Here is an 18179-nt window from a genome sequence, read left to right as displayed (position 1 = left end):
CGGCATGCCACGCACTGTGCAACTGCTCGAAGCCGCACCTGAACTGTTCGATCCCGAGCAGGTTCAGGCCAACCTGCGCATCGGTGAACAACCGGTCATGACGGTTCTCAAAAAATCCCTGCGCGACGCCCAGAAACGCATGGATGACGCTTTCCGTGAAGGTGAGGATATCCGACGCCTGATCTATGGCCGCGCCTGGGTGCTGGACAGCATCCTGCAGATCGCCTGGGAGCAGTTCACCTGGCCCTCCGCGCACCAGGCCGCCCTGGTGGCGGTTGGCGGTTACGGGCGCGGCGAACTGCACCCGTTCTCAGACGTGGATATCCTGCTGCTGTTCGACCAGGTTGATCCGGAAGACTGGCAGGAAAGCATCAGCGGCTTTCTGACCCTGCTCTGGGATATCAGCCTCGACCTCGGCTCCAGCGTGCGCACCATCGACCAGTGCTATGACGAGTCCCGCAACGATATCACCATTGCTACCAACCTGATCGAGTCGCGTACCATCTGCGGCGAACCGGCCCTGCAGCAGGAGATGTATGAACGCGTCACCTCGGAAGGTGCCTGGACCGACAAGGAGTTCTTCAAGGGCAAGTTGGCCGAACAGAAAGAACGCCACGAAAAGACCAACAACACCGAACACAATCTGGAACCCAACCTCAAGACATCACCCGGAGGGTTGAGAGACATCCAGACCATCGGCTGGGTGGCCAAGCGTCATTTCGGCGCCACCTACATTCGCGACCTGGTCGACCACGGTTTCGTCACCGAATCGGAACTGGACACCCTGAACAAGGGCGAGCTTTACCTCTGGACCGTGCGTTACGCTCTGCACATGCTGTGCAAGCGTCGCGAAGACCGGCTGCTGTTCGACCATCAGCGTACGCTCGCCGCCTACTTCGGCTATGAAGATCAGGAAGGTGCTCTCGCAGTCGAACAGTTCATGAGCAAGTATTACCGGGTAGCCATGGCGATGTCAGAGTTCAATGACATGCTGCTGCAGCACTTCGACGAAGCGATCCTGCGCCTCGATGACGAACAAAGCATTCGGCCGCTCAACAACCGTTTTCAGGTCCGCAACGACTATCTTGAAACCGTGTACGACAAGGTATTCGAGCACCACCCCTTTGCCATCATGGAACTGTTCGTGCTGATGGCACAACACCCCGAAATCAAGGGCGTACGTGCTGCAACCATCCGTCGGGTGCGGGATCATCGCTACCTGATCGATGACGAGTTCCGCAACGATATCCGCAACACATCTCTATTCATGGAGCTGCTGCGCTCGCCCGAAGGCGTCTCCACCGAACTCAAGCGAATGAACCGCTACGGCATTTTAGGCCGCTACCTGCCCGAGTTCGGCCGTATTGTCGGCCAGATGCAGCATGACCTGTTTCATATCTACACCGTCGACGCGCACACGTTGAAAGTGATTCAGAAGATGCGCCAGTTTCGCCATGGCGAATACCGCGAACAGTTTTCCATCGCCCACCGCATCGTCAACCAGCTGCCGAAAATCGAACTGCTCTACATCGCCGGTCTCTATCACGATATCGGCAAGGGTCGCGGTGGCGACCACTCGGAGCTCGGTGCCGAAGACGTGATCGAATTTTGCCGCAGCCACCACTTGGGTAAATGGGATACTCACCTGATTGCCTGGCTGGTCCGCAATCATCTGAAAATGTCGATGACCGCTCAGCGCCGCGATATCTCCGACCCGGAGGTGATCCATGACTTCGCCATGGAAGTCCGCGACCTGGTACACCTCGATTACCTGTATGTGCTCACGGTCGCCGACATCAACGCCACCAACAACACCCTGTGGAACAGCTGGCGTGCCACCCTCCTGCGCCAGCTGTACATGGAAACCAAACGCGCTCTGCGGCGCGGGCTGGAAAACCCGATCAACAAGGAAGACCGCATCGAGCAGGTCCAGCACGAGGCCATGCTGCTACTGGCCCGCAAGGGCGTGCGCGAACAGGATATTCACGATTACTGGAGCCTGCTCGGCGACGACTATTTCCTGCGCGAAGACGCCCACAATATCGCCTGGCAAACCCAGGCCATACTGGAACATGGCGACGACCCCCTGCCACTGGTGCTGATCCGCAAAACCTCCTACCGCGTGTTCGAGGGGGCAACCGAAATCTTTATCTACAGCGAAGATCTGCCCACCCTGTTCCCGGCCACAGTGGCCGCCATGGACCAACTGCACCTGAATATTCAGGACGCCCGCATCATTCTGACCGACCACGGCCGCACCCTGAACACCTATACGGTGCTGACCGAAGACAACCAGCCGCTATCGGAAAACCCTGAATACCTGGCACACATCCAGCGCCATCTGACCGAAGAACTGGATGACCCCGAGGACTACCCGGCCATCATTCAGCGCCGAGTGCCGCGCCAGTTCAAACTGTTCACCACTCCGACCCGGCTTACCCTGAGCAACGACCCGGTGGCACAGCAAACCATTCTGGAAGTCATTACCCCGGACCGGCCGGGACTGCTGGCCCGCATCGGCCGCATCTTCGTCGAATACGGCATTTCGGTACGCAAGGCCAAGATTTCCAGTATCGGCGAACGGGTCGAGGATTTCTTCTTCATCACCGACCCCGACAACCAGCCGATCAGCGATCCGGAGCTGTGCCGACGCCTGCAGCAATCCATCTGCGAGCAACTCGACCAGCACGTACACGACCCACACTAAGCACCCGCCATGGAGGAGCGGCAGCAGGTTTTTCATGTCGCCGTTCCAATACAGACAGTGTTTTTTGCTAAAGTAGCGCCGCTGCGTACCGATACAGGCTTTTATAACCGTCTCGGCACAGCCATTTCAGACGTCAATAAGGAACGTGTGGCCATGAACAACCCCCTCAAGCTTTCTGCCATTGCAGGCCTGTCACTGCTCATTTCAGGTTGTGCACACTATACCTGCAGCACATGCGTCCCGGCATATCCGGCACATCAAACAACCCGGATTATACAGCCGGTCATCGCACCGCAGCGCGCTCCCCAGCCGATACCTCAGGCATATATAGCGGTAGACGACATCCAAGTGATTACCGTGACCGGTTACGGAGCCCCCAAAAGCACCTTCGAGAACCTGGCCCAGCGCCGCCTGATGGCACTGCGCTCCTCCGAACTGGATGCTTACCGCAAGATTGCCGAACAGATTTCCGGTCTGCACATCGTCGGCGATACCCGCATGGACGATTTCATCGCCAATCGTGACCGCTTGCGTGCCTACGTCAACAGCTTCGTGCAGGGGGCTGCCATTACCCGGCAGGAGTTTGAAGACGATGGCATGGCCGTGACTACCATGTCGCTGAAAATCAGCCGTCGCCAGATGCAGCAAATGCTGGAACAGGAACGTCGCTGGCATGCCTCCGGTGGTCATCTGCCTGCGGGCGCGGCCTACCATGACCACGGCAGTTACGCACCGCGCTATTAATGCAGACATGGCGCCCGACAATCGATGCGGGTGTCCGCCCTGCTTGAACCCTTAAGGAATCCGCATGCTGTCGTCATTTCATCGGACTGTTGTAGTGTTTGCGCTGAGCCTGGCGGCCATTTCGACGGCAGTCGCTCAAGAATCCATCTATGTGGTCAAGCGCGGCGACAGTTTCTCTTCCATTGCCGCCAGCCAGCTGAACAATGCCAGCCGCTGGCGTGAAATCTGGTCCCTCAACCCTCAGGTCCGCCGCCCCACACAACTACAGGCAGGCATGCGTCTGCAGCTGCCGACAGCAACAATGCCGGCGGCGGCGCGCATGACCACTGCAACGCCCGTGCCCGCCACCACAGGTACAACGCCCCCTGACGGCACTAAAATGATGGCACTGGACCTGATTCGCAGCGGCCATATCGGCACACTGAATGCGGACTATCGCCTGCTGGATAACAGTCAACTGCCGCAACTGCCTCGCATCCATGCCGAACGCAACGAAGCGGACGGGCAGTACCTGTACGCACATCAGCTCGACGTTCATGCTGCCACCGGGCAGACATATGGCCTGTTTCTGCGCAGTCCCGAACCGGCTGGTGCGACATTCACTGAACTCACCCGTGTCGGCAAGGCCGTACTGGTGATGCGCGACGGCAATAAGGGTCGGTTGAAAATCACCGAAAATCGACGCGGGGACCTGAGCGATGTACTGCTGTTACCGATGGCAACCCGGTCAGCACGCCTGACTCCCGAGTATCCGCAAACTGGAGTCGAAACGCGCATACTCAAGGCACTGTATGAACAGCCCGGCGGGTATCTATTGATCCTGGATCAAGGCAGTCAGGCAGGTTTGCAACCGGGCCACCTGCTCAACGTATTCAAGCGCAATCCGATCGAGAATGACACGGGGCAGATCCTCGAACTGACCGCCATTAACGCAGCACGGGTCATAATCATCGACACCAGTCGGGACGCCAGCCTGGCACTGGTGCTGAGTGCGCAGCGCGTCCCTGCCGTGGGTGACCGCGTCCGCTGATCTTCACTCAACAGCCTCGACCAGTACAGGAACCCCCTGTCGGAAGCGCGCACAGGGCAAGGTACGCTGCAGCCGACCACCGACATCAAGACGCAGGTTGCCCGTTTCGCCCTCGAAATAGCCCGAGACGGCAGACTGCATCTGTGGCAAGGCGCGATATATTGAAGCCGCATCCATGCCCAAGGCAAAAAAGCCACTGGATGAATCCGGTTGTAGCCGTTGCCGCAGCCGCCAGGGCATGTCACAGAACAGAATCCCTTCCAGGTCACGATCCCTGTGCGGATCGATATCGCCACTGAACAGGTGTGAGCTGGCGTAGACCGGCAACGCTGAAGCCTGATGGAAGTTCAAAATCGGTTTGAGCAAGCGAGCCGCGCCCGGGCGCGCAATCAATAGCACCGCATCCACATCCTGCCGCCGCCGAGGCTCATGCACCGGCTCTTCCCCCAGGAGCATGCCCAGCTGTACCGCCCGCCGCTTGCTGGCCTGCACCCCCAGCACACGCTGTACCTGTTGATTCAACTGCTCTGGCGTACCCTGATAGCGTACCCGCCCGGCAATGACAATGCCCTGCTCTGCCGTCAACTGTTCGACCCAGGCCAGCAATGGCTCGACCCAGACCTCCTCAGCCGGTGCCAGCAGCAGAATACGGCGTTGCCCGGCCTGCTGCATCCGGGCCACCAGCTGACGCAGCTCCTGATCGGAAGCCAGATCAAGCTGATAACCATTGAAACGCCCACCCCCGACACGGTTCAAGGCCAACACCGGGAACGGCTGCGGGCTGTCCAGCTGCAGGCTGAGCCGGCGTTGCATCGGCCCGACCAGCATATCCAGCTGATGGTCTCGAGCCAGTTGCTGCAGAAAAGGCTGCGTCGTCTGGATGTCAGCAGCGTCAAACACTTGCAGTTCGGGGACGGCATAACCCTGTCGACGGTCCCAATCCAGCGCCGCACGCAGGCCCGCCAGCACCTGTTGTCCCTGCTCGGCGAAGGCCCCACTCAACGGCAGGAGCACCCCCAGATGTGCCACTCGTTCCGGCACCGGCATGGCTGTCGATACCTGCTGCAGGCGCGATATCAGCGCCATCGCCGGATGGTGGAACCAGCGCTGCTGCCAGTGGGCCAACTGCGCCGATCGCTGTGGCGGCAGCGCCAAACGATAATCGCTGGCCAGTTCGAACCATCCCTGCTCGAAGTAGTTATTGTTCTGATCACGCACCTGCGCACTCAGTTGTTCCGCCGACAGACGCTGCAACGCTTGCCAGATACGGCCCAGCTCAACGGCTGATGCCTGACCGGCCAATCGGTTGATCTGCAGGCGCAATGCTTCATCCCGATCTGCAGCCAATACAGACCCGACAGGCAGCCACCCGAGCAGCAGTAACAGCAGACATATGCATAGCCGTGACATCAATTGACCCATCCATCCTTCGAGCCTGTAATATGGTGTTTTTCCCCGCTACAATCCAGAAATGCCTACCTTCTGTTCGGATGCCGGTTTTATGAAGCACATCGCTACCGCCCTGCTCCACGTTGCCCTATTCACCCTGCTGCTGTTGCCCGGGCGAGCTGTCGCACTGGCGATCGAAGCCACCGGCCAAGCCCCCCATACAGCTGAAGATCCGGGATTGGGACGGCAACAGGCGCTGCAGCGTGCCATGGCACAGGCATCGTCACAAGCCGCCTCATGGCTGAGCTCAACGCGCCAGGCCCGCGATGGCATCCTGGAAATCGACACCCTGCGTCTGCGCTCACTGGGCAAAGTCAGCAATGTCCGCATCATCGACGAGCAGATCAGCCGCGGCCAGATCAGTGTCACCATCATTGCCGACGTCGACATCGCCCAAGGGTGCAAGGACAGCCACCCCGAAACGGCCTACCGCAAATCACTGGCGGTGACCCACTTCCCGCTGGAACAGCCACAGGAAGCCAATAACGGCTACCTGCATGAGATTCAGCAAGGACTGGCCACTCTGCTGGCCTACGAACTGCGCCAGAGCAGCACCTTCGACGCCCTTGATGCCGGCAGCCTCAACATCATCGGCAATCCCGGTACGGCACCGGTGCGCATGTTACCCGAAGGCACCCTGACCACCCTGCTGCACAGCAGTGAACAGCACCAGGTGCAGTATCTGGTCAGCGGCGTCATCCGCAGCCTGGCACCTCACCAGGCCATTGGCCCCCGCGACCCCAACATATTGGTCGACCTCTACCGTCAGGCCGATGTCGTCGACCGCTACCATAAACGCGACTTTGTACTCGACCTGTTCATCCACGACGCACTCACCGGCACCCTGCAGCACCAGCAGCGTTATCACATGAATGCTGACTGGAATGCCGATGCGCATGCCAAAGTCGGTTTCGGTACCCCCGCATTCTGGCAACAGCCGTTCGGTCAGGAACTGCGTAGCGTGATCCGCGCGATCAGCAATGATATCCAGCTGCAGCTGACCTGCGAACCTTTTACTGCACGCATCACCCGCACCCGCAACAAGGAGGTCTGGATCAGTGCCGGCAGCATTGACGGTCTCAAGCCCGGTGATCGACTGAGCGTGTACCGCCGTCTGACCCACTACGACAGCCAGATGCGCCCTGAATATGAACTGGTCAATACCGAGCACAGCCTGACCATCACCCGCACTCAGCCCAACTTGGCCAGCGGCACCCTCGACGTCGACAGCGAAACATTGAACATTCAACAGGACGATATTGTAATTGCGCATTGAGCAGCTTAGTCTTGAGCCCTTTGATCACGCGTCAAGGAGCAAGGCACCATGCAGAGCGGACTCTTTACCGAACTGGAAAGCAAGATTGAAGGACTGATTGAAGAAGTTGAGCTGCTGCGTCTCGAAGTCAGCGAGCTGCGTCAGGAAAAACAGAGCCTCGAAGAAGATCGTGCGCAGACCGAACAGGGCCTGCAGCGGATGCTGGGCAAGTTTGATCGTCTGAAGGATAGCGAAGATATCTGACCGACAGATGAAACAGGGACATCATGAATGTCCCTGTTTCAGTTTCACCCGCCCGTCAACCGACGGACATGGCCACCTATATTAACGCTGAGTACCTCGGATCTTGATTTCCACCCGACGGTTCATCGCCCGTCCACCAGCCGAATCATTGCTCGCAATCGGGTAACGCTCACCCAATCCCTGCGCATTCAGGCGCAACTGACTCACCCCTACCGACGACAGGTAACGCGATACGCTGTAGGCGCGGCGCTCCGACAATTGCTGGTTGTACTCGAACGAACCTGTGGAATCGGTATAGCCTTCGACTGCCACCTGAGTGCGGTCAAACTTCGCCAATACTTTGGCAACGGAGTCCAGCACCGGATAAAACGACGGCGACACTCGATCACTGTCGGTCGCAAAGGTAATGTTGCCCGGCATGATCAGGCGAATATCGTCACCCACACGCTCAACGCGGACACCGGTGCCTTCCAGCTCCTGGCGCAGCAACATCTCCTGCCGGTCCATGTAATAACCGGCACCGCCGCCTACGGCCCCCCCGATCACGGCCCCGGCCAACGCGCCTTCGTTGCGATCACCCTTGCCGGCAACCGCCGCACCCAGTACGGCTCCGGTCAACGCACCGATCCCGGCACCTTTGGTTGCGTTGGATGTTTTCGATTGCTGGGTATAAGGATCTAGTGTTGTACAACCACCCAGTACCAGTGCGCTCATTGCCGTTGCCAGCATCAGTTTCTTCATGCTTTCTCCTGAATTCAGATACCCGGTACCCGCGTATGCACCGGTAAGTGTGGTCTATTTAGCTCAGCATAGCTGAATGGGTCATGAAAAACAGGCACTGCAACAATACTTAAAGCGGCGTACAGTGCTGGTCAGCTCAGCATTCAGGCGATAAAATGCACTGTTGTCCTTAACTGTCACCTGCATCACCACCCCGAGGAGTTTCTTTTGTCTCAACTGCCTGTCATTGTCGGTTTTGGTGGTATCAGCCCCGCTGGTCGTTCCTCTTTTCACCACGGTTATCGCCGTCTGATTCTTGATCAGCTGGATGAGCACAGTCGACAGGAAACATTGACCGACCTGGCCACTTTGACCGGTCTGGCCCAATACGACAATGGGCAATTCACGCTCGGCGAAAGCACCCTGCCGGACCGCAAGGCTCTGGCGGCCGCCGTTGAGCAGCAGGTGCGCAACAACACCCTGATCCGCCGCATTCATCCCGACTGGTTTGACGTCAACGCCGTAATGTTCAACCGGCCGGCAACGGTCCACACCGGTGAGCAACCGCTGCAATTCACCCTGCGCAACCGTCATCTGCCACAGGTAATTCCCGCCAATTGGACCCTGCGCGATATCGGCGGTGGCCAGTCGGAAGTTACCGTGGACGGCAGCTGCGAGCTGATCTTCCCGGACAGTAAAACCGCACTGGTGCAGAGCGCCGGCATGCTGCCCACCGGATTCGAGCCGGGCAAACTGTACCAGTCGCGTAACCACCCACGCGGCCTGCAGATGGCCGTATATGCCGCTTCGGACGCCCTGCGCTCCGTCGGTATCGATTATGACAGCATCATTGATCGCCTGCCGCCGGATCAGATTGCCGTGTTTGCCAGCAACTCCATCGGCCAGCTTGATGATCTCGGCTTCGGTGGTCTGACCAAATTCCCGGCACTGGGCAAACGCACCACGTCCAAACAGATGCCGCTGGGTTATGCACAGATGCCCGCCGACTTTATCAATGCCTATCTGCTGGGCAATGTCGGCACCACTGGCGGAGCACTCGGTGCCTGCGCCACCTTCCTGTACAACCTGAAAAGTGGCGTGGAAGCGATTCGTACCGGCCGTTCCAAATTGGTACTGGTCGGCGGCAGCGATGCACCGGTTACGCCCGAAATCATTGAAGGTTTCCGGGCCATGGGCGCGCTGGCTGAAGACAAACAATTGCAGGCACTGGATAACCTGGCTGAACTGGCCGAAGAGCACTATCGTCAGGCCTGCCGCCCGTTCGGCAACAACTGCGGCTTCACCATGGGTGAATCCAGCCAGTTCCTGGTGCTGATGAGCGATGATCTGGCGCTGGAGCTTGGTGCCGATATCCATGGCGCCGTGGCGGATGTTTTCGTCCACGCCGACGGCCACAAGAAATCGATCTCGGCACCGGGCATCGGTAACTACATGACCCTGGGCAAAGCGGCCTCTCTGGTCAGCGACATGCTGGGTGAAGAGTCCCTGCGCCAGCGCAGCTTCGTGCAGGCTCACGGCACCAGCACACCACAGAACCGGGTCACCGAATCCCACGTCATCAATGAAACCGCCAAGGCCTTCGACATTCCGGCCTGGAACGTCAGTGCCGTAAAAGCCTACCTGGGACACTCTCAGGGCACCGCCGGCGGCGATCAGTTGTTTGCCTCCCTTGGCGTGTGGAAATACGGCATCATCCCCGGCCTGACCACCACACCCGAGATCGCCGACGATGTGCATAACTCCCACCTGAACCTGCCGCTGCAGCACCTGAACACCGGTGCTGAAGGCATGGATTCCGTGCTGATCAACGCCAAGGGGTTTGGTGGCAACAACGCCAGCGCTGCGGTACTGGCACCGCATGCGGTCGAAAAACTGTTGACCAAACGTCATGGTGAAACGGCGATGAACGCCTGGCGCCAGCGCCGTGAGCAGGTTCGCGAGCAGGCCGAAGCCTATAACCAGGCGGCCATCAATGGTCTGGCACGCCCGATCTACCGGTATGACTACAATGTTCTGACCGGTGAAGATCTGCAGATCAGCGCAGATGAAATCCGCCTGCCCGGTTACAATCAGCCTATATCTCTGCGTACCCAAAACCCCTACAAGGATCTGTGCTGAACGCGCAGATCCTTGTAGGGGCGGGGCTGAGTCGAGGCGGAATTATCTGCTACACTCGCACGCACCGATTTTTTATACAGGACGTTGTCATGAAGCGTTTGAGTCTGCTGGCCGCCGTGCTGGCTCTGGGGGGATGCGTCAACCTGTCTGGCGCGCTGAAGGAAGATCCCACGGCTGACCAGTTCTATACACTGGATACCCGCTACTACCGTTTCTGTCGCGGCGAAACCGCTGACTGTCAGGATCTGACCTCTATCGTCTCGGTGCGTGCCCAACTGGCACCGATCGAGAAAGTCTATGGTCGGACAATCAGCGGACCCAATTACCCGACCGACCTGGCACGGATGATTCTGACCCCGCCTGACGGCAGCTATACCAGCACACCGATGGACAGTGACGGACGCTATTTCCGCATCCCGATCAACACCCACACTGACACGGTGTGGACCACCATCGACAACGCCTACAACAGCATCTACCGCTGATTCGGCAGGCGCAGCAACTGCTGCGCCGTCGCTGTTGTCACCTCGGCAATGTACTCAATCGGCTGTGTCCGCAACTCGGCAATCAACGCCGCCACCTCGGCGACCTGCGACGGTTCGTTGCGCTGCCCCTGACAACCGACCAGCGGCATATCCGGTGCATCCGTTTCCAGCACCAGCCATTCCAGCGGCAGCTCCACAGCCAAACGGCGCAGCCGGTGCGCTCGCGCATGGGTCATCGCACCACCAAACCCCAGCTTGAAACCCAGACCAGCATAGATCTGCGCCTGCTGCTCACTGCCGGAAAAGGCATGCACAATGCCACCGCGCACCAGTGAATGGCGGCGCAGCAACTTGAGCACCTGATCATGGGCTTTCACCACATGCAGCAACACCGGCAACTGCAGCCGCTCGGCAAGCTGCAGTTGCCGCTCGAACAGCGCCAGCTGGGCCTCCGGCGCAGCCTGGTCGGGGCGGAAATCGAGCCCGATCTCACCAACCGCGACCACCGACGAGTTATTCAGTGCCTGCTCCAGCATCGGCATGGCTGAATCGGCCGCATGTGGAAAACAGGGGTGCAACCCAAGCGCAGGATAAAACTGCGGCGACGTGGCACACAAATCGAGCACCGGCTGAAAGTTATCCACAGTGATGGAGGGCACCACAATTTGCCCGACACCGGCCGCTCGCGCACGACAGATAACAGCCTCGCGATCGGCATCAAAAACGGCAAAATCCAGGTGGCAGTGGGTATCGATCAACATGATGGGAGTATGGCACAGGCCGGAAAGGCCTGTGCCCTGACGCGTATCAGTGCTCGCGGGTGGCGCGGAACTGAATGTCCGGCCAGCGTTCTTCGGTCAGTGACAGGTTAACCCGGGTGGGTGCCAGATAGGTCAACAGCCCGGCACCATCCACCGCCAGGTTGTCATAGCCCTTGCGGCGAAACTCTTCCAGCATCTTGTTATCGTTGCACTCGACCCAGCGCGCCGTCTGCACACTCACCGGCTCATACAGGCAATCGACCTTGTATTCGTCCTTGAGACGGAACACCACCACTTCAAACTGCAGCTGACCGACCGCACCCAATACCAGGTCATTGTTGCGCAGCGGCTGGAACAGCTGCACCGCACCCTCTTCCGACAACTGCTGCAGACCCTTCTGCAGCTGTTTCATCTTCAACGGGTCAGTGGGGCGAACACGACGGAACATCTCCGGTGCAAAGTGCGGAATGCCGGTGAACTTGAGAGATTCACCCGCCGTAAACGTATCCCCGATCTGAATGGTGCCATGGTTGTGCAGGCCGATGATATCGCCGGACCAGGCTTCTTCCACGTTCTCCCGGTCACCGGCAATAAAGGTTACCGCGTCGGCAATGCGGATATCCTTGCCGATGCGCACATGCTTCATCTTCATGCCGCGGGTGTAGGAGCCCGAACAGATGCGCATAAAGGCAATGCGGTCACGGTGTTTCGGGTCCATATTGGCCTGAATCTTGAACACGAAGCCGGAAAACGCATCTTCGTCAGCGGCGACCTCACGGGTTTCGGTGGCACGCGCCGGCGGGGCCGGTGCCCATTCGACGAAATCATCCAGCATCTCCTTAACGCCAAAGTTGCTCAAGGCGGTACCGAAGAAAACCGGTGTCAGCCGACCTTCCATATAGGCCTGTTGATCCCACTCGTTGGTCGCGCCACGGACCAGTTCGATCTCGTCAACGTACTCGTCATACTCGTCATCGAGCAGTGCCCGCGCCTCATCGGAGTCCAGCCCCTGAATACGCTTGTCTTCCGGCAGCTTGTGACCCTGCCCCGGCGTGAACAGGTGGATGGTGTCCGTATAGAGGTTATACACACCCTTGAACCATTTGCCGGAGCCGATCGGCCAGTTGATTGGAGCCGCCTTGATTTTCAGCACCTCCTCAATCTCATCCAGCAACTCGATGGGGTCACGGATATCGCGGTCCAGCTTGTTGACGAAGGAGAAGATCGGCGTGTCACGCAGACGACAGACATCCATCAGCTTGATGGTGCGGTCCTCGACCCCCTTGGCACCATCGACCACCATCAGCGCCGAATCCACGGCGGTCAGAGTGCGATAGGTATCTTCGGAGAAGTCTTCGTGCCCCGGGGTGTCCAGCAGATTGACGGTACGATCGTTGTACGGGAACTGCATCACCGATGAGGTGATGGAGATACCACGCTCCTGCTCCATGCTCATCCAGTCAGAGGTCGCGTGGCGGTCGCTACCACGGCCCTTGACGGTACCGGCCACCTGGATCAGCTGGCCGAGCAACAGCAGTTTTTCGGTGATCGTGGTCTTACCGGCGTCAGGGTGGGAGATGATGGCGAAGGTGCGGCGCTTGGAAACTTCCTGGGCAATGGACATGAATTCGGGTCTTCTGTTCTGGACAGGGACAGGGCGTTGCGCCCCGTGTGTGCGATTGATCATGGATTGGGCGTTATTCTCGCCGATCACACGGGGTTAAACAACGGCTTTGGCATGGGTTGTTGTCGCAAGTGACGGGTTTATCCACAACCTCGGGAACCAGCATCCAGCCAATCAGGCCATCATGTGGTGGCTGTGGAGCCCATCCATCTGTTCAGCTGCAAGCTCATACACTCGCGATTTAAACTTTAACCACTACGCGAGATAGCGCCGCAGTTCAGACTTTAACCCGTTTCAACCAGGCCGTATCGGGCCTGGATGGTGTCGGCATAAGGACCACAGCTCAAGCTCAAGTGAGATCGGCAAGATCAGCCGCTCTCTGGATGGATATGCTCAACAACTGCAGCAACAGACCGGGCGATTCAAAGTCTGAACCGAGACCGGAACCATTATTCAGAGTGCGGTTTCCGGTTACTTCCATAACTCCGACACGGGTGTGTCCGGCTCGAACCGATCGGCTACCTGCGCCAGCAACAACTCGCCACAGGCAATGGCATCGGTCAGCGCATGGTGTGGACGATAGAACGGCAGATGGTAACGTTCGCGACTTTGTGCCAGCCGGATGGATATCGGCTTGCGGCCACACAACCGCGCCCAGAAGCCAATCCGCTTGCGTCGATACAGCCGTGCTTCCAGCTCCATGGTATCAATCACCGGAAATTCGATGCCTTCGCGAATCCGCGCCTTCAGTGCGGCATTGAGAAAGGCCCGCTCGATGCCACGGTGATGAACCACCACTACCTTGCCCTGCAGCTGTGCCAGCAGCTCGTCCAGAATATGTACCAGATCCGGTGCCGACGCGATCTCGGAATGGGTGATGCCATGCACTACCACCGACTCGCTGCTCAGTGCTGCCCGCGGCTTGAGTAGCCAATGCCTGGCCTGGGCACAGTGGATGCGGTTGATCGTCATCGGCACCAAGCCAATACTGACAATGCCGCCCTTGTGCGGGTCCAGCCCGGTGGTTTCAAAGTCCATCGCCACCATTGGCACCTCGGACAGCGGCGTACTGGCGTCCACCACACCGGCACTGTAAAAGGCTTTCAACGCCGGATGACGGGCCGAAACGGCCAGCGTACGGTAACGCTCCGCCCAGTCGGTAATCGCCCGGTCCTGCCCCGACAACGAGGGTTCGTTCTGCAACTTGTCCTTATCCAGATACAACATCAGTTGCTGCGCCCCGGCTGGTAACGGTATTTGAGGAACTTCTGCGCATTGGACAGTATCTGAAACGCATCTTTCAAATTCTTGCGCTCAAAGTCGGACAGGTTTTCCGGTTCGATATTATTGTCCGGTTCGTTGCCCGCTTCCAGATCCAGCGCCTGATGGCGAATACGTACCATGGCGATCAGCTCTAGCGCGTCACGCAGGTCCGGTCCGCGGCCACGGGGCAACAAGTCCGAGTCGATAATGTCCTTGAGCCGGTCAAAGGTGTTGCGCTCGCGGGAACCGATTGCCAGTGCATGTACCCGCACCAGATCGGCCAACGGTGCCGTACCGCGCCGCTTCATGTTGATCGAGTTACTGTGGCGACCATCGGTCTCCATCACGAAGTCCTTGAAGAACCCCAGCGGCGGCGTACGCCGCAGTGCGTTGCGCGCCATGCAGGCAAGGAAACGCGGGTTGCGCCGCGCCTTGCGCCAGATCAAATCATTGAGCATGTTGGCCCAGTACTCTTCGCCCCAGACGCCTTCAAGATCGAAGAAAATCGAGCTATTGAGCAGGGATTCCGGGGTTGGCTTTTCGATCCAGTCGTTGAAGTACTGCTCCCACACATGCAATGGCTGACGCCATTTGTTGTTGGTCGCCATGATGTTGCCGGTGCAGTATGTATAGCCGCACGCATCCAGCCCGTCGCAGACAAAAGCCGCCAGCGCCTTGAAGTAGGCGTCGTGTAGCTTGGGGTCAAAGCGGTTGTCCAAAATCATGGCGTTGTCCTGATCGGTGACGATCAGCTGCTCTTCCCGCGCCATTGAGCCCAAAGCCAGAAAACAATAGGGTACCGGCGGCGGCCCCAGTTTCTCCTCGCCAAGTTCGAGCAGACGCTGCTTGAAACTGCGCCCGATCACCGACATTGCCGTGCCGATCATCTGCGAATTCGCGTCTTCGTTGACCATACGGCTGAAGCAGGCACTGACATCACCGCGCAGTGCCACCAGCTCATCAACACTCTGGGCGCGGAAGATGCTACTGACCACAAACAGACTGTTCTGCGACTCGTAGCGGATGATATCGGACAGCGCGATTACACCCAGCGGCTGTTGCCGTTTGAGCACGGGCAGGTGGTGCACATTATGACGCAGCATCAGCAGCATCGCTTCGAACACAAACTGGCCGTGTTCTACCGCAATCAGCTCGGCAGTCATGATCTCTGTCACCGGCGTATCGAAGACAAGCCCCGGCGTAATCAGGCGGTTGCGCAGGTCACGGTCGGTAATGATACCTGCGACCGGGCGCCCCTCTGCAGCCTCATCCACGATCAGCACCGAAGAGACCCCCTCTTCGGTCATGCGAACTGCCGCATCACGTGCCGTGGCCGTAGTGGGCAGCGTAATCGCCTCACGCTTGACCAGGGTTTCAATCTTCGCGGTCATCAGTTCATTGGCGTCTTCACGCCGCCGCGCCACTGCCTGACGCAGCCGGGTACGGTCTTCCACTTCGACAATATCGGCAAAGGCCTCGTTGTCATCGAACAGTTCGTTGAACACTGGCTCCGGGATCAGATACACCAGCGTATCTTCCAGTGCCACAATCGGGAAACGTACCCTGCCATTGCGCAGCAGGCCAAATTCGCCGAAGAAACCGCCTTCGCTGAGGCGGTTGTACAGATCTCCGTTGCGCCGGTAAATTTCCACCGCACCGCTACGGATCACATACCAGTCATGGATCTCTTCACCGAATTCAAGCACCTGAGTACCGGCCTTGAAATAGGTGATTTGGACCTGGGTCGCCACGTGCGCGAGCTGCTCTTCAGAGAGTTCGCTGAACGGCTGGTGCCGGCTCAGGAAGTCGACGATTTCAATATGTTCCGCTTGCATCACAGAGGCCTCTCTTCAGCACTGAAACGAAAACAGGCGGAGCAGCGCATGCGCTGACTCCGCCTGTCGAAGTTGGACACCCGAGCCCTAGTTGCGCGGTTCCGACGCCAGCCCCTTGATGGTGGAGAACGACGCCATCAACAGTACCAGCGTGAACGGCAGTCCCGTGGAGACCGCCATCGCCTGCAAGGCTGCCAAACCGCCCCCGAGGATCAGCGCGATCGCCACCAGTCCTTCAAAGGTACACCAGAATACCCGCTGCGGCGTCGGTGCATCGACCTTGCCACCGGCTGCAATCACGTCAATGACCAATGAGCCGGAGTCCGACGAGGTCACGAAGAACACGACAACCAGGACGATTGCGATAAACGACGTGATCTCTGCCAACGGCAACGCATCCAGCATGGTGAACAGCTGCAGTGGCAGTGCCGCTTCCTTGATCGCGGTGTAGCCTTCGGTGAAGTAGAGATCGACCGCGGTTCCGCCAAACACGCTCATCCAAAGCACACAGGCAGTTGACGGGATCAACAGCACGCAGACCAGGAACTCGCGCACGGTACGACCACGGGAAACACGGGCGATGAACATGCCAACGAACGGCGACCATGAGATCCACCAGGCCCAATAGAACGCGGTCCAGCCGGAGACAAAGTTGGCGTCTTCACGCCCGACCGGATTGGACAATTCAGGCAGAAAGGTAAGATATGCCGTCAGGTTGTCGAAGAAACCGGTCAGCAACAGCAGGGTTGGCCCCACCAGGATCACGAACACCAGCAACAGTACCGCCAGAATCATGTTGATTTCGGACAGCCGCTTGACCCCCGCATCCAGCCCCGCCAGTACCGACACCAGCGCAATCGCGGTAATCACCACCACCAGCACGATCTGAGTGGTGTCACCCAACGGCACGCCGAACAGATAATTGAGACCCGAAGTTGCCTGAGAGGCTCCATAACCCAGCGAGGTGGCCAGACCGAACAGCGTCGCCAATACCGCAAGGATATCGATGATATGTCCCGGCCAGCCCCATACACGCTCACCCAACAGCGGGTAGAATACGGAACGAATGGTCAGCGGCAGACCCTTGTTGAACGAGAACAGCGCCAGACCCAATGCCATCACGGCATAGATTGCCCAGGGATGCAGACCCCAATGGAAAATGGTTGCCGCCATCCCCAACTGACCGGCAGCTGCGGCATCACCGGCAGCAGCACCCAATGGCGCCCAGTCAGTACGCAAGCCATCCTCGCCCAGACTGACGCCACCGAATGAGCTTAGCGTGTGCGACAGAGGTTCTGAGACACCGAAGAACATCAGGCCGATGCCCATACCGGCTGCGAACAGCATGGAAAACCAGCCCAGGTAGCTGTAATCGGGCTGCGCTTCGGTCCCGCCCAAACGCACACGTCCCAACGGGGACACGATCAAACCCAGACAAATGATCACAAAAATATTGGCGGCACTGATAAAGAACCAGTCCAGGTTACCGGTCAACCAGTTGCGCATTGCGGTGAACAGAGGTTCGGCCTGCGTCTGAAACACCAGCGTCAGCACCACGAATGCGATGACCGCCAGGCCGGAAATCGCAAACACCCGGTTATGGATATCGAGCCCAAACGGGCCTACGTTGACAACAATGTTATCCTGACCGATTTGGTAATCGGTATCGATCGGATTGACATCACCATCGGGGATCATAGGATCTTTATTATCAGCCATTACGGACTGTCTCCCTCAGGTTAGCTTTACTAAACACTTCGACGCGGCGCGCAATCACGCCTATGCCGACACTTGTATATTAGTATGTTGATCTGTCGCCTCGTTCGCAAGTTGCTGATCGGCGACAATACGCCTGCGGCAGCGTGTCGCAGGCTCAGACAAGGTTGAACGGCGTTATAATGGC

The 18179-nt window shown here is 58.5% G+C and carries 14 protein-coding genes; 7 read left to right on the top strand and 7 right to left on the bottom strand.

Annotation, left to right across the window (positions count from 1 at the left end; genetic code table 11):
- The first annotated feature begins 4 nt into the window (after positions 1-4).
- The 3 genes from CLV44_RS14235 to CLV44_RS14225 all read left to right on the top strand — a co-directional run bounded on the left by CLV44_RS14235 (position 5) and on the right by CLV44_RS14225 (position 4481).
- Positions 5-2707 (top strand): [protein-PII] uridylyltransferase, encoded by a 2703-nt coding sequence (locus CLV44_RS14235; protein WP_106592794.1) that lies wholly within the window; start codon positions 5-7, stop codon positions 2705-2707.
- A 153-nt stretch (positions 2708-2860) separates the two neighbouring features.
- Positions 2861-3451 carry an LPP20 family lipoprotein gene (locus tag CLV44_RS14230; RefSeq protein ID WP_146140014.1) on the top strand — a complete coding sequence of 197 codons (591 nt, stop codon included), beginning with the start codon at positions 2861-2863 and terminating at the stop codon, positions 3449-3451.
- Between the two features lie 64 nt (positions 3452-3515).
- Positions 3516-4481, top strand: a complete 966-nt coding sequence (locus CLV44_RS14225; protein WP_106592792.1) for a LysM peptidoglycan-binding domain-containing protein — start codon at positions 3516-3518, stop codon at positions 4479-4481.
- Positions 4482-4484: 3 nt separating this feature from the next.
- Here the strand turns inward: CLV44_RS14225 and CLV44_RS14220 are convergent, their stop codons facing one another.
- Positions 4485-5891, bottom strand: a complete 1407-nt coding sequence (locus CLV44_RS14220; protein WP_170069360.1) for a penicillin-binding protein activator — start codon at positions 5889-5891, stop codon at positions 4485-4487.
- A gap of 91 nt (positions 5892-5982) precedes the next feature.
- On the opposite strand from CLV44_RS14220, the gene CLV44_RS14215 reads away from it, so the two are divergent.
- Together CLV44_RS14215 and zapB are read left to right on the top strand one after the other, a co-directional pair.
- Positions 5983-7206, top strand: coding sequence for a flagellar assembly protein T N-terminal domain-containing protein (locus tag CLV44_RS14215; RefSeq protein ID WP_170069359.1), 1224 nt, complete (start codon positions 5983-5985; stop codon positions 7204-7206).
- A gap of 48 nt (positions 7207-7254) precedes the next feature.
- Positions 7255-7449 (top strand): cell division protein ZapB, encoded by a 195-nt coding sequence (gene zapB, locus CLV44_RS14210; RefSeq protein WP_106592789.1) that lies wholly within the window; start codon positions 7255-7257, stop codon positions 7447-7449.
- A gap of 81 nt (positions 7450-7530) precedes the next feature.
- On the opposite strand, the gene CLV44_RS14205 is transcribed toward zapB, so the two are convergent.
- Positions 7531-8190 (bottom strand): YiaD family glycine zipper/OmpA-like lipoprotein, encoded by a 660-nt coding sequence (locus tag CLV44_RS14205; RefSeq protein WP_106592788.1) that lies wholly within the window; start codon positions 8188-8190, stop codon positions 7531-7533.
- A gap of 207 nt (positions 8191-8397) precedes the next feature.
- Between CLV44_RS14205 and CLV44_RS14200 the strand changes: the two genes are divergently transcribed.
- Positions 8398-10308 carry a beta-ketoacyl synthase gene (locus CLV44_RS14200; RefSeq protein WP_106592787.1) on the top strand — a complete coding sequence of 637 codons (1911 nt, stop codon included), beginning with the start codon at positions 8398-8400 and terminating at the stop codon, positions 10306-10308.
- An 89-nt stretch (positions 10309-10397) separates the two neighbouring features.
- Positions 10398-10793, top strand: a complete 396-nt coding sequence (locus CLV44_RS14195; RefSeq protein WP_106592786.1) for a hypothetical protein — start codon at positions 10398-10400, stop codon at positions 10791-10793.
- Here the strand turns inward: CLV44_RS14195 and CLV44_RS14190 are convergent.
- From CLV44_RS14190 to CLV44_RS14170, 5 genes are all read right to left on the bottom strand, one after another.
- A complete protein-coding gene (locus tag CLV44_RS14190) occupies positions 10784-11554 on the bottom strand; it encodes a TatD family hydrolase (protein ID WP_106592785.1) in 771 nt (256 codons plus the stop codon). The genes CLV44_RS14195 and CLV44_RS14190 overlap by 10 nt on opposite strands.
- A gap of 46 nt (positions 11555-11600) precedes the next feature.
- Positions 11601-13178, bottom strand: coding sequence for a peptide chain release factor 3 (locus CLV44_RS14185; protein WP_106592784.1), 1578 nt, complete (start codon positions 13176-13178; stop codon positions 11601-11603).
- Positions 13179-13649: 471 nt separating this feature from the next.
- Positions 13650-14405 carry a 3'-5' exonuclease gene (locus tag CLV44_RS14180; RefSeq protein ID WP_106592783.1) on the bottom strand — a complete coding sequence of 252 codons (756 nt, stop codon included), beginning with the start codon at positions 14403-14405 and terminating at the stop codon, positions 13650-13652.
- Complete coding sequence (locus tag CLV44_RS14175; protein ID WP_106592782.1) at positions 14405-16276, bottom strand: DUF294 nucleotidyltransferase-like domain-containing protein; 1872 nt, start codon at positions 16274-16276, stop codon at positions 14405-14407. The genes CLV44_RS14180 and CLV44_RS14175 overlap by 1 nt, the downstream gene beginning before the upstream one ends.
- Before the next feature lie 87 nt (positions 16277-16363).
- A complete protein-coding gene (locus CLV44_RS14170; RefSeq protein ID WP_106592781.1) occupies positions 16364-17995 on the bottom strand; it encodes a BCCT family transporter in 1632 nt (543 codons plus the stop codon).
- Positions 17996-18179: the final 184 nt, after the last annotated feature.

Source organism: Marinobacterium halophilum, from assembly GCF_003014615.1.
GTDB lineage: Bacteria > Pseudomonadota > Gammaproteobacteria > Pseudomonadales > Balneatricaceae > Marinobacterium > Marinobacterium halophilum.
Note: the sequence above shows the minus strand (reverse complement) of the source record. Positions and strands in the feature narration are given on the sequence as shown.

Excerpts from the sequence above, each read along its gene's own strand:
- CLV44_RS14235 (WP_106592794.1), top strand. The coding sequence starts at position 5 with ATGCCACGCACTGTGCAACTGCTCGAAGCCGCACCTGAACTGTTCGAT.
- CLV44_RS14230 (WP_146140014.1), top strand. The coding sequence starts at position 2,861 with ATGAACAACCCCCTCAAGCTTTCTGCCATTGCAGGCCTGTCACTGCTC.
- CLV44_RS14225 (WP_106592792.1), top strand. The coding sequence starts at position 3,516 with ATGCTGTCGTCATTTCATCGGACTGTTGTAGTGTTTGCGCTGAGCCTG.
- CLV44_RS14220 (WP_170069360.1), bottom strand. The coding sequence starts at position 5,891 with ATGTCACGGCTATGCATATGTCTGCTGTTACTGCTGCTCGGGTGGCTG.
- CLV44_RS14215 (WP_170069359.1), top strand. The coding sequence starts at position 5,983 with ATGAAGCACATCGCTACCGCCCTGCTCCACGTTGCCCTATTCACCCTG.
- zapB (WP_106592789.1), top strand. The coding sequence starts at position 7,255 with ATGCAGAGCGGACTCTTTACCGAACTGGAAAGCAAGATTGAAGGACTG.
- CLV44_RS14205 (WP_106592788.1), bottom strand. The coding sequence starts at position 8,190 with ATGAAGAAACTGATGCTGGCAACGGCAATGAGCGCACTGGTACTGGGT.
- CLV44_RS14195 (WP_106592786.1), top strand. The coding sequence starts at position 10,398 with ATGAAGCGTTTGAGTCTGCTGGCCGCCGTGCTGGCTCTGGGGGGATGC.
- CLV44_RS14190 (WP_106592785.1), bottom strand. The coding sequence starts at position 11,554 with ATGTTGATCGATACCCACTGCCACCTGGATTTTGCCGTTTTTGATGCC.
- CLV44_RS14185 (WP_106592784.1), bottom strand. The coding sequence starts at position 13,178 with ATGTCCATTGCCCAGGAAGTTTCCAAGCGCCGCACCTTCGCCATCATC.
- CLV44_RS14180 (WP_106592783.1), bottom strand. The coding sequence starts at position 14,405 with ATGTTGTATCTGGATAAGGACAAGTTGCAGAACGAACCCTCGTTGTCG.
- CLV44_RS14175 (WP_106592782.1), bottom strand. The coding sequence starts at position 16,276 with ATGCAAGCGGAACATATTGAAATCGTCGACTTCCTGAGCCGGCACCAG.
- CLV44_RS14170 (WP_106592781.1), bottom strand. The coding sequence starts at position 17,995 with ATGGCTGATAATAAAGATCCTATGATCCCCGATGGTGATGTCAATCCG.